The organism is Streptomyces sp. H27-D2 (genome assembly GCF_035828615.1).
GTDB lineage: Bacteria > Actinomycetota > Actinomycetes > Streptomycetales > Streptomycetaceae > Streptomyces.
This window is the reverse complement of the sequence record NZ_JAYMZR010000011.1, coordinates 1-8973: the sequence shown is the minus strand read 5'-3', so window position 1 is coordinate 8973 and position 8973 is coordinate 1. Positions and strand designations below refer to the sequence as shown.

Here is an 8973-nt window from a genome sequence, read left to right as displayed (position 1 = left end):
GGGGGGGGGGTGGGGGGGGGTGGGGGGGGGGTGGGGGGGGGGGGGGGGGGGGGGGGGGGGGTGCCGGTGCAGGCGAGGAGGATCGCGGCGACGCCGAGGGCGGGGAGGATGACGGCGAGGAAGTCAGACACCGGGGATCACCGCCTGCGTGGTATCGGCCTTGGTGCGGAGGCGCTTGGCGGTGAGGCCGAGATCAGCGTGGTACTGGGCGAAGGTCATCAGTTCCAGCCGGTAGCCCTGACGGTTGATGTTGAACTCGGCGCGGGCCTGCTCCTCTGTGGCGTGCGCACTGTTGTCGTAGGCCGCGTGGAGGGCTTGGCAGGGGCAGCCACACGGGGCGAACTCGACCCACACACAGTCCGTAAGCGGGAGGGTTTGGCCGTCGATCTGGACCATGAGTTGGGGCGCGGTCATCGGGTCCTCCCGATTTCGCGGAGGCCGCCGGTGCGCTCGGCTACGACATCGGCGAGGTCGCCTTCGTCGGCGAGGTAGGTGCCGCTGAAAGGTGCGATGTACAGGGTGTCTTCGAGGTAGCGGACGCCCACCCAGGCGGCGCCCTGGCCGTCGATGTAGATGCGGCGACGGGTGTCGGCGGGGTCGTCTGGCCGGTCTCCGTCTGCGGCCCGCTGGACTGCGGCGACCCACTCGGGTACGGGCAGTGGCGTCTCCCAGCGCTTGGCCTGCTGGGTGGCGTCGTCGCACAGGTCGTAGACGGCGTTGAGGCAGCGCCTGAGGTGCTGCATCTCCTCGGCGATGGTCGGCTCGACGCCGACGTACTTCGCCAGCTCGGCGAGGAGCCGCGCGTTCTCGTTCTCCAGCGTCACGGCGATCCGGCGGGCCTGCTCCAACCGGTCGAGGAGCCAGGGGATGTCGTCGCGGGCGTGGGCGGTGAATTCGGTGTCGTCACGGTCCTGCTGGCTGCCGCCGAAGACGGCGATCGGGCCGTCGAGGCTGGCCACGGTGTTGGGTGTCTGGAGCATCTGGCCGCTCAGCCACGGCCCCTTGGTGGCGGCGTCGGTGCGGGCTTGGATGTCGGCGATGCGGTCGGTGTCAGCCACGGTCGCCACCCGCCGTCCGGCTCTCGGTGGCGGACAGATCCATCCCGGCAGCCGGGCTGAACGGCACCGCGCCGACAACCGGCCAGTCAGCGACGACCTCGTCCGACTCGTAACCGCACGAGCCCCACTGGTCGGTGACCATCCAGCGCGCCGGGTGCGGCGGTGACGGCCAGAGGATCGCGAGAACGGTGCCTTCAGGATTGCGGCGCACGGACCCAAGCAGGTCCGGCAGTTTCGTGTCAGGCATTGCGGTGTCCCCCTGTGGCGTCGAGCAGTGCGGTGGTGGTGGTGAGTCGGTTGGTGTCGGCGCGCCACGTCTGCGACTCGCTCCAGGGGGCCGTGAACGCGCCCTGTAGCAGCGACGCGAGGGCGAGGGATGCGCCGTCGGCGAGCGGGAGTCGAGCACCGTCACGGCCGTAGACCACAGCCACGAACTCCAACTCGGGGCCGCCCGTCGCGATCGGCACCAGCAGCACCGACACCGCACCCGGCACGACCTCGCCGATCCGGTACGGGAGCTGCTTGTGGTGGCGGTGACGGCGACCAGCCGACGCACGACGCGGACGCACCGGCAGGAACTCGGCGACAGTCATCACGCCACCGCCAGACTGCTGGTGTGGTGCGTGGCGATCGCGTCGACGTGGGCGATCGCAGCCTCAGCCGCATCCGCGCTAGCAGCCTCCAGAGCCGCGATCACATCCGCCTGCGTCGTCTCCGACTGGTCGTTCCAGTCGGCGATCCGCTCCAGCGGGTCCTCGTCCACCGTCATCGACGGGATGCGGGGCGACAGGTACTCGACCGCGTCCCACAGCAGGCCGTCGATGACATCCGGCGGGGTGGCCTTGCCGGTGACGGCGGTTGAGAGGGCGCCGACCGCATCCACCGTCCCGTCCGGGCCGACGAACCGGCCCTTCCCGTGGCCCGACGTGCGAACCACAGCGGCAGCCAGGGTGAAGATTGCGGAGAGGTCAGACATCGGAGCCTCCAGCGGGGTGAGGGATGCCGGGCAGTGGGTAGGCGGTGTCCGGGTCTGCGTCGAGCCAGCAGTGCCGCTCGGCAGCCAGGCGAGGATCAGAGACCGGCAGCGCCTCACGCAGCGACTCCAACAGCAGGGCCCGGCGGAGACGCACATCCGCCTCGACCTCAGCCGCCGGGACATCCAGAGCGGCGATCGTGCGGGGCAGGAGATCAGACATCCCGGCCACCACCCTCGACGGCGGCGAGCTGCTGCTCCCGCACGTCGGCCAACTCGGACGCACACGCCGCGAGCTGCCGGAGCGTCGCCGGCGACGCATCACAGGCATCGACAGTCAGCGGGCCGATACGCAGCACTACAAACGGAGTGCCGTCGGATGCCACCCACTGCTGGGTCGCGATGGTCGCGTCGCCCTCCAGGAACAGGGAGACGGAGCCGAAATATGCGGTCATCGGGCACCGCCGAACAGGACGTCGGTGAGGTCGACGATCTCCGCGACCAGCCCGTCACGCATCGGGGCACCAGTCGCTCGCAGTGCCCGGAACTCGTCCAGGCACACCCTCAGTCGGGCTTTCGGGGCACGCTCCTGCTCGAACCGAACCTGCTCGTCAGCGTCGTTCTGCACCGACGCCCAGTACGTGTAGTAGAGGCAGTCCAGCGCCTCCTCACGCTCCGACTCCGGCAGCCAGTTGAACGCCGACCGGCCGATGTCCTCGACCTCGTAGCCCTCAGGCCGACTCGCCAGGAGCATGTCCTCAGCGTCGCCGAACAGCGCCTGCCAGACCGACACTCGGGGGTTCCCCGAGACGATCTCCTCGAACGCCGTGAGCGTGATCCGCTCCGGCTCTGGATTCTGCGAAGATGTGGACACGGTCCACTCCTAATTCTCGTGAGTGCTGGTGGTGGATCGAGGGCCCTGCTGCCGGTGACCGGATAGAAACCGGCGGTGGGGCCCGCATGCCGCCTAGGCGGCGTTGGTCTTCGGCGTGGTCGGCTTGCGGGTCCGGCGGGATGCACGCCGAGGGCCCCCGATGCGCTGTACGGCGTGGATGTGGTCGCGGTCGGCGCGGTCGAAGATCCACGGGCCGGTATCGCCGTTCCGGCGGGCGCTGAAGAGGCCGCTTTTGAGTCCGCGCCGGAGGTGCGTGACGCTGCACTTCACGTCCCAGGCGGTCTCCTGGATGGTCATGTACTCCGCGTTCGGGTCTTCGGGCTTGATCGGGAGGTGGTAGGTCTTCGCGGTGGGCATTTCACGTCCTCTCTTGGGGGTCCTCGGTGGTGAGGAGGTCGGTATCGGTGGTGCGGAGGGCGGCGCGCAGTGCGGTGTAGTGGCGGGGTCTCATGCGGCATCTGGTGCCGCCCTCGAGCTTTCGTATGTAGCTGTCGCTGACCCCCGTCGCCGTTGCGAGTTCGGTGGTGCTCTGTCCGAGCTGCATGCGGCGTGTGCGCAGTGCTGCCCCGTCCACTCGAAAGGTGGGTGGTGGGACTTGGTGCATGACCAGAAGTTAGCGCTAGCTAGCCTCAAAAGCTAGTCCTAGTTCGTCTCTACTGGCGGGTAGTTAGCCTTACTTAGTCTCGGGTCTGCCGAATTTCACCGTGCGTGACGGTCCTGTTCCAGCCTTTAAGGCCCCCGGTCCTGGCTGGTCCCGCGCAGTCCTGCAAAGATGGGCACATGGCATCCCGTGACATGGCCCGGCTCGCGCGCGTCGTCAAGCTGCGACGCATGGAGATCTACTCCTCCCGCGATGTCGCCGCGAAGGCCGCCAGGATGTCCAAAGACACCTGGCAGAGAGTGGAAGAGTCACTCCCCGTGCGCCCCGGCAGCTGCGCACGGATCGACGGAGCACTCCGCTGGGCCATCGGCAGCTGCGAGGCGATCCTCAACGGAGGGGAGCCCATCCCCATAGAGGGGTCAGCACAGGAGGGCACCGCCATCTCGACCCTGCCGCCGGCCGAACGTGAGGCTAAGGTCCACCAGATCGTGACGAGTGCGTCCCTGGCCGCGAGCGACGACCTGACGGCGGGACAGATCAAGAATCTGGCCACCCGCGTCATGGAAGACCTCAAGAAAATCGGCCTGCTCTAAAGCGGATTCCCGTACAAACTTTGTGTTTATCTCCCCGTTACGTCACTGCATGGCACCACTCTGACCTCGAATGGTCACAACCGCCCCAAGGCGTGGCACAGTCGAAGCACACCTTGGGGGGTTCTCCCGAACCCGAAAGGGGGAGCCATGGTGCGCAGCAGTCTTGTGATAGCTGACTACGGTCCCGATTTCACCGGATGGGCCGGCAGGGTAGCTGGGAGAGTCGTCTGTGTAGCGACGCCCCGGATCGAGCACGACGCCTCCGCCAGAAGCGTCCTGCGAGAGCTGGTGAGGCGAGAAGGAGGAGACTGCGGTAAATGCGCGAACTGCCCAGTGGGCAAGCGCGTATAGACGCAGCCCAGCGGAGCTCCGGCGGCAGGGGTGCCCGCCGGACCCAGGGCTTTCCTTCAGGAGCTAGGGGGTTGACATGCCGTGGCCCGAGAGGCGTGGCGACACGTGGCGTGTGCGCTGGGATTCCGGACGAGTGAGCCCGAAGACCGGCAAGAAGATCTACGACAGCAAGTCCGGGTTCGAGACCCTGACCGAAGCGTTCGAGTTCGGGCTCGACCGCGAGGCAGACGTCCGCAACGACCGGTACATCAGCAAGCGCGACGGCTCCGTCCTCATGAAGGACTACGCCAAGGACTGGCTCGACGGCATCGACGTCGGACACCTGCGGGAAAGGAGCTGCCGCTCCATGACCCGGCTGTACATAGTCCCCCGCTGGGGCGAGACGGCCGTCGGCGACATCAAACCGTCCGCCTACCGGGCCTGGGCGAAGGAGCTCCGAGCCCGGCCGAACGTCGGGGCGGACTACGCCCGCGAGATCCTTGGCATATTCGCGATGATGATGGACGACGCCGTCGAGGACAGCCTGCGCCAGGCATCCCCCGTCCAGCGCCAGCGGCGCCGCGGCAAGTTCACGAAGAAGCCGCGCGAGCGCAAGCGCGACATGCGGGTCGAGGACGTCCAGCGGCTGGCCGTCAACGCCCTCACCTACTGGGGCCTGCCGGGCTACGTGTTCATCTGGACGATGGCGTGCACGGGGATGCGTCCAGCTGAGCTGTACGCGCTGCGGCGTGAGTACTGCTGCCCCGCCTGGCCGGCTTCCGACCCCGACCGGGAGCAGCGGGAAGAAGCCGTCGAGCGGTACGGCGGCGAGCATCCGATGCCGGCGCTGCGGGTGGAGTACCAGCACCAGTGGAAGGACAGCGTGCTGTCGCTGCTACCGCCGAAATACGAGAGTCTCCGGACGCTGGTGGTGCCGCCGTTCCTCGCTGAGCTCCTCGGGATGCTCCTGGGGAGTCACGACAGTGAGTGGGTGTTCCCAGGTATCACCGGCGGGCCGCTGGCGAAGTCGAACTTTTCGTTCTTCTATTGGCGGAAGATCGCGGACGGGCGGGAGGCGTCGACGCTGAGGGCGAAGGGCGGCGGCCGGGGAGGGTGCTGGCGGCCGCTCCCGGAGATCCCTGCGGTGCCCGCTTATGAGGGCAAGCGGCTGTATCTGCTGCGGCATGGTGCGAAGGAATGGCTGGACGAGGACGGGCACAGCCGTATTGCGGTGGAGACGCGTCAGGGGCATGAGCTGCCGGGCGTGGAGGGGACGTACAGCAATGTCACGCCGGGGATGGAGCGTGCCATCATGGAGACGTTGCAGAAGCGGTGGGTGGGTCTGATGCGTGGCTTGGGGCCGGAGTTCACGTTGCCGTCTCCCAAGGATCTCCCAGTTGACCTTGATGGCTGGTTGAAGGCGCAGGTCAAAGCCTCGATGGAGATCGAGTAGTTGGCTGGTTTATGAAGTTCATCACCACCAAGAGCTTCATGCCGTTCGTGATCTACCGGATCCTGCTCGGCATCGTGCTGTTCGCGCTCGTCGCGACCGGCCACCTCAGCCCGCACGCGGGCGAGTCGGCGGGCTGACCGACGCCTTTGCGCCCCGCGCGGTCGTCGGCGAGTTCGGCGGCGGGCCCGATCGCACAGACCGCGCGGTGGCCGCTTTCGCGACGCTGGGTCACCAAAGCGGGCACAGAAGGCGGTGCGGAGCTCCCGCAGTGAATGTGAAGAATGTGTGTCTGCGCACATCCGGCCGGTCCGCCCGAGTCGAGCAGAAACGATCGCCGCTGGTCAGGGCTTCGCCGGTATCGAACACGGCCGCACCGACGACGCCCGGTGGCCTTTGGCGCACGCCGAGCGGGGCGCAATGTCAGACCTCTCCCCTAACCTTGTGTCATGCCCCCAACTCCCGCGCCTGGTAAGACTGCGCGCGCAGACTCGGCCAACAAGGCCATCCGCGCGTTCCTCGCGCTGCGGAATGGTCGGGCGCTGTGGCCGGAGGAACGCGCCGAGTACGAGCGGCTCGTGGCCGCCTACATGACAGCCGTGCGGAGCGAGATCGAGGCCGCGGCTTAGGCTGCGGCGGCGACTGCCGCGGCAGACCTGGTTCGTGCCGCCCGTACCGCCCGCATTGCCCTTCGTTCAGGATTCCGGCATGGACGCGTTGGGGGATCTGTTGCGCGGAGTACGGGCCGACGGCGCGCTGTTCGGGCGATCGGTTCCGACGCCTCCGCGGTCGCTCCGGTTCGGTGCGCGCGTCCGGGGTCGCGTGGACGGTCCTGCGGCCGGCCTGGTTCGCGCAGAACTTCAGCGAGGGCTCCTTCCTCGATCCGATCCTCGGCGATGAGCCCGATCGAACGGGGGCTGGAGGCCCAGGTCTCCGATGGCGTCCAGCGCGCGCTGGGCCGCGCGCCCCGGGACTTCGCGGAGTTCGTGAAAGGCCGCGGCTGCGGCCGGGGCGTGGAACGGCTGACCGCCCCTCAGTAGCGCATCCACGACGGATCACCCGCGGATCAGTTGCGCAACAGACCGCCGTCCGCGGCCTGTTCCAGGCACCGGGCCGCGAAGTCCGCGGCCGGGACGCCGGCTGCGGGCGCGGTCGCCCACTGCTCCCGGAGACGGTGGCCGGCGTGGTCGCGATGCTGGCCTCCGACGACGGGGCGTTCATCACGGGCACCGAGATACGGGTGGACGGCGGCACGCACGCCTGACCGGCAGCCGGGCGGGGGGACCGCGCCGGCCCGCCGGCGCGGCCCGCGCTCGGACCCGGCGCACGCCGACCGCCGCGCGCCGGGGGCGCGGCCAGGACGCCGGCCCGCTAGGAGGCCGGGAGCACGTTCTCCTTGTAGTGCCCCCGGACGTTGCCCGGCGCTTCGAAGGCGAACGAGGTCCAGGTCTCCTGCCCGTGCGGCCCCTCGCGCTGGACGCGGGCCGCGCCGAGCCGCGCGGTCTTCTTCCACACCAGTTGGGTCAGGTGACCGGTGCGCGGGGAGAAACCCGGCCGCGCGAAGTCGTAGTCCTTCAGCTCGTCGTACCAGACCTTGACCGCCTCGGCGGCGCTGGTCGGGCTGCCGACGCCGTCCGACGCAGCCGACCAGTACAGGTTCTCCCCGGTGCCGGGCCGCAGGTCGTCGTGGCCGCGGCTGAGCTGCTCGCCCCGGGAGACAGTGTCGGCGCGGGACTTGGCGTAGGCCGTCAGTTCGGGGTCGAGGGTCAGCGGCGGCGCGTGATGCTTCGCCCTGACCGCGTTCACCTGCCGGAGCGCTTCGTCCAGGTAGCCGTCGGTCGTCACGTCCCGCCGGGGAGCCGCCGCCGAGGCCGTCGCGGGGGTCGTCGCGGGGGTCGTGCCGGCGGTCCCGATCAGGACGACCGCCACTGTCGCCAACGTGACGATCGCCGTCCGTGGGGTTCGGCGCATGCCGCTGTTCTCCTCATCCGATTCGACTCATCCGATTCGACTCGACCGGCGCTCCGGGTACTGCACGGCGGACCGGTTAATCGGAGAATTCAACGAGGCGCGATCAGTGGAGATGATGACCGGCAATCCGATCAGTCCGATCGTGTGACCGCGCACACGGCGTTGACCGTCGGTGCCGAAGCCACGCCCAGACCGACCGGGGCAGGCAGCGGCGGCGAGGGCGGGCCGGGCGGCAGCGGCGCGGAAACGGATCTGCTCGCCACCCGTGCCGCCATCACCGCGGGTCGCTCCCCCACTCCCCGACGCCGTGGCGGTCAAGGGGTTCCCCTGTCTCACCGCCGGCCGTGATGTTGACGGGCCGGCCCGCCGCCGCTCCCGCCCCTGCCTCCCGCCCCTGCCTCCCGCCGCGGCGATCCCCGGCCCGGACGGCAGGTACCGTTGACGGCGGCAGCCGCGTCTGCCTGCTCCGAGCCTCGGCCCCGCTGGTGGGCCAAGGTGGCGAGGACAAGGGTCACCGACTCACGCCATTGCCTCAGACTGGTCTTTCGGCCTCCTGCGGGACTGCGTGGAAAATCGCTGGAGGACTGCATGACGACGAACCGCGCCCGCAAGGACGTGATCCGCGAGCGGATGGCCGCGACGGGTGAGACGTACAACGTCGCAGCCCGCAACCTGCTGTCCCTGCGCCACACCTCGCAGACGGCGGTGGCACTCCAGGTCCAGGACTGGCGGCCTGCCCTCCATCTCGACCTGCCGTGCCCGTGCGGCTCGACCTGCGAGCCCGGCGAGAAGTGCGAGCGCTGCCACGCGCCGCACCGGCACGTCTCCCGCAACCCCGGCAGCCTGGTCGACGTCGAGACGTGGGAGGACCGCTACGAGTGCACCGGCTGCTCGGCCTCGTACGTGATCAGCGTCATCCTGCCGGGACGCCCGTGGGGCGTGGCCGAGATGGTTCCGCAGGGAGGCGTGGCCGATCCGGTTCCGCGTGCCCGGGTCTACCCGCGGGTGCTGCACCCGCGGATGGCCGCCGAAGTCAGCCACGACCCTGCCGTAAGCCCGTAGGGCCCCGCCGGACGGCGGGGCGGCTCGGCCCGCACCGAAC

The 8973-nt window shown here is 69.3% G+C and carries 17 protein-coding genes and 2 pseudogenes; 8 read left to right on the top strand and 11 right to left on the bottom strand.

The genetic code is table 11. The features are described from left to right. Positions 1-123: 123 nt before the first annotated feature. From QMK28_RS06755 to QMK28_RS06710, 10 genes are all read right to left on the bottom strand, one after another. Positions 124-414 (bottom strand): hypothetical protein, encoded by a 291-nt coding sequence (locus tag QMK28_RS06755; protein WP_326436083.1) that lies wholly within the window; start codon positions 412-414, stop codon positions 124-126. After that, on the bottom strand, positions 411-1058 hold the full coding sequence (locus QMK28_RS06750) for a hypothetical protein (protein WP_326436082.1): 648 nt from the start codon (positions 1056-1058) through the stop codon (positions 411-413). The genes QMK28_RS06755 and QMK28_RS06750 overlap by 4 nt, the downstream gene beginning before the upstream one ends. After that, positions 1051-1305, bottom strand: coding sequence for a hypothetical protein (locus QMK28_RS06745; protein WP_326436081.1), 255 nt, complete (start codon positions 1303-1305; stop codon positions 1051-1053). The genes QMK28_RS06750 and QMK28_RS06745 overlap by 8 nt, the downstream gene beginning before the upstream one ends. Beyond that, positions 1298-1651 carry a hypothetical protein gene (locus QMK28_RS06740; RefSeq protein ID WP_326436080.1) on the bottom strand — a complete coding sequence of 118 codons (354 nt, stop codon included), beginning with the start codon at positions 1649-1651 and terminating at the stop codon, positions 1298-1300. The genes QMK28_RS06745 and QMK28_RS06740 overlap by 8 nt, the downstream gene beginning before the upstream one ends. Then, positions 1651-2034 carry a DUF6197 family protein gene (locus QMK28_RS06735; protein ID WP_326436079.1) on the bottom strand — a complete coding sequence of 128 codons (384 nt, stop codon included), beginning with the start codon at positions 2032-2034 and terminating at the stop codon, positions 1651-1653. The genes QMK28_RS06740 and QMK28_RS06735 overlap by 1 nt, the downstream gene beginning before the upstream one ends. Next, positions 2027-2254, bottom strand: a complete 228-nt coding sequence (locus tag QMK28_RS06730) for a hypothetical protein (RefSeq protein WP_326436078.1) — start codon at positions 2252-2254, stop codon at positions 2027-2029. Before QMK28_RS06730 ends, QMK28_RS06735 begins: the two co-directional genes overlap by 8 nt. After that, entirely contained in the window at positions 2247-2486 is a 240-nt protein-coding gene (locus tag QMK28_RS06725) for a hypothetical protein (protein WP_326436077.1), read from the bottom strand. Before QMK28_RS06725 ends, QMK28_RS06730 begins: the two co-directional genes overlap by 8 nt. Beyond that, a complete protein-coding gene (locus tag QMK28_RS06720) occupies positions 2483-2905 on the bottom strand; it encodes a hypothetical protein (protein WP_326436076.1) in 423 nt (140 codons plus the stop codon). The genes QMK28_RS06725 and QMK28_RS06720 overlap by 4 nt, the downstream gene beginning before the upstream one ends. Before the next feature lie 93 nt (positions 2906-2998). Then, positions 2999-3283 (bottom strand): DNA-binding protein, encoded by a 285-nt coding sequence (locus QMK28_RS06715; protein ID WP_326436075.1) that lies wholly within the window; start codon positions 3281-3283, stop codon positions 2999-3001. A gap of 1 nt (position 3284) precedes the next feature. Continuing rightward, positions 3285-3530 (bottom strand): helix-turn-helix domain-containing protein, encoded by a 246-nt coding sequence (locus tag QMK28_RS06710; protein WP_326436074.1) that lies wholly within the window; start codon positions 3528-3530, stop codon positions 3285-3287. 176 nt (positions 3531-3706) lie between these two features. Between QMK28_RS06710 and QMK28_RS06705 the strand changes: the two genes are divergently transcribed. The 7 genes and pseudogenes from QMK28_RS06705 (at position 3707) to QMK28_RS34180 (ending at position 7164) form a co-directional block, all read left to right on the top strand. Next, positions 3707-4120, top strand: a complete 414-nt coding sequence (locus QMK28_RS06705) for a hypothetical protein (RefSeq protein ID WP_326436073.1) — start codon at positions 3707-3709, stop codon at positions 4118-4120. 484 nt (positions 4121-4604) lie between these two features. Next, positions 4605-5903, top strand: a complete 1299-nt coding sequence (locus tag QMK28_RS06700) for an integrase (RefSeq protein WP_326436072.1) — start codon at positions 4605-4607, stop codon at positions 5901-5903. Next, positions 5891-6040: pseudogene (locus tag QMK28_RS06695) on the top strand (undecaprenyl-diphosphatase); the annotation flags it as partial. The gene QMK28_RS06700 and the pseudogene QMK28_RS06695, both read left to right, overlap by 13 nt. A gap of 309 nt (positions 6041-6349) precedes the next feature. Continuing rightward, positions 6350-6529 carry a hypothetical protein gene (locus QMK28_RS06690; protein WP_326436071.1) on the top strand — a complete coding sequence of 60 codons (180 nt, stop codon included), beginning with the start codon at positions 6350-6352 and terminating at the stop codon, positions 6527-6529. 170 nt (positions 6530-6699) lie between these two features. After that, positions 6700-6801 (top strand): annotated as a pseudogene (locus QMK28_RS34185) (SDR family NAD(P)-dependent oxidoreductase); the annotation flags it as partial. Further along, positions 6797-6940: a hypothetical protein gene (locus tag QMK28_RS06685; protein WP_326436211.1), complete on the top strand. Its 144-nt coding sequence runs from the start codon at positions 6797-6799 to the stop codon at positions 6938-6940. The pseudogene QMK28_RS34185 and the gene QMK28_RS06685, both read left to right, overlap by 5 nt. Beyond that, complete coding sequence (locus QMK28_RS34180; protein ID WP_443050568.1) at positions 6901-7164, top strand: SDR family oxidoreductase; 264 nt, start codon at positions 6901-6903, stop codon at positions 7162-7164. Before QMK28_RS06685 ends, QMK28_RS34180 begins: the two co-directional genes overlap by 40 nt. A 107-nt stretch (positions 7165-7271) precedes the next feature. On the opposite strand, the gene QMK28_RS06675 is transcribed toward QMK28_RS34180, so the two are convergent. Further along, positions 7272-7871 (bottom strand): CAP family protein, encoded by a 600-nt coding sequence (locus QMK28_RS06675; RefSeq protein ID WP_326436070.1) that lies wholly within the window; start codon positions 7869-7871, stop codon positions 7272-7274. A 588-nt stretch (positions 7872-8459) separates the two neighbouring features. Here QMK28_RS06675 and QMK28_RS06670 point away from each other — a divergent pair. Continuing rightward, positions 8460-8933, top strand: coding sequence for a hypothetical protein (locus QMK28_RS06670; RefSeq protein ID WP_326436069.1), 474 nt, complete (start codon positions 8460-8462; stop codon positions 8931-8933). Positions 8934-8973 lie beyond the last annotated feature (40 nt).

Coding starts and splice junctions, on each gene's coding strand:
- QMK28_RS06755 (WP_326436083.1), bottom strand. CDS start 414: ATGACCGCGCCCCAACTCATGGTCCAGATCGACGGCCAAACCCTCCCG.
- QMK28_RS06745 (WP_326436081.1), bottom strand. CDS start 1,305: ATGCCTGACACGAAACTGCCGGACCTGCTTGGGTCCGTGCGCCGCAAT.
- QMK28_RS06740 (WP_326436080.1), bottom strand. CDS start 1,651: ATGACTGTCGCCGAGTTCCTGCCGGTGCGTCCGCGTCGTGCGTCGGCT.
- QMK28_RS06735 (WP_326436079.1), bottom strand. CDS start 2,034: ATGTCTGACCTCTCCGCAATCTTCACCCTGGCTGCCGCTGTGGTTCGC.
- QMK28_RS06730 (WP_326436078.1), bottom strand. CDS start 2,254: ATGTCTGATCTCCTGCCCCGCACGATCGCCGCTCTGGATGTCCCGGCG.
- QMK28_RS06725 (WP_326436077.1), bottom strand. CDS start 2,486: ATGACCGCATATTTCGGCTCCGTCTCCCTGTTCCTGGAGGGCGACGCG.
- QMK28_RS06715 (WP_326436075.1), bottom strand. CDS start 3,283: ATGCCCACCGCGAAGACCTACCACCTCCCGATCAAGCCCGAAGACCCG.
- QMK28_RS06710 (WP_326436074.1), bottom strand. CDS start 3,530: ATGCACCAAGTCCCACCACCCACCTTTCGAGTGGACGGGGCAGCACTG.
- QMK28_RS06705 (WP_326436073.1), top strand. CDS start 3,707: ATGGCATCCCGTGACATGGCCCGGCTCGCGCGCGTCGTCAAGCTGCGA.
- QMK28_RS06690 (WP_326436071.1), top strand. CDS start 6,350: ATGCCCCCAACTCCCGCGCCTGGTAAGACTGCGCGCGCAGACTCGGCC.
- QMK28_RS06685 (WP_326436211.1), top strand. CDS start 6,797: ATGAGCCCGATCGAACGGGGGCTGGAGGCCCAGGTCTCCGATGGCGTC.
- QMK28_RS06675 (WP_326436070.1), bottom strand. CDS start 7,871: ATGCGCCGAACCCCACGGACGGCGATCGTCACGTTGGCGACAGTGGCG.
- QMK28_RS06670 (WP_326436069.1), top strand. CDS start 8,460: ATGACGACGAACCGCGCCCGCAAGGACGTGATCCGCGAGCGGATGGCC.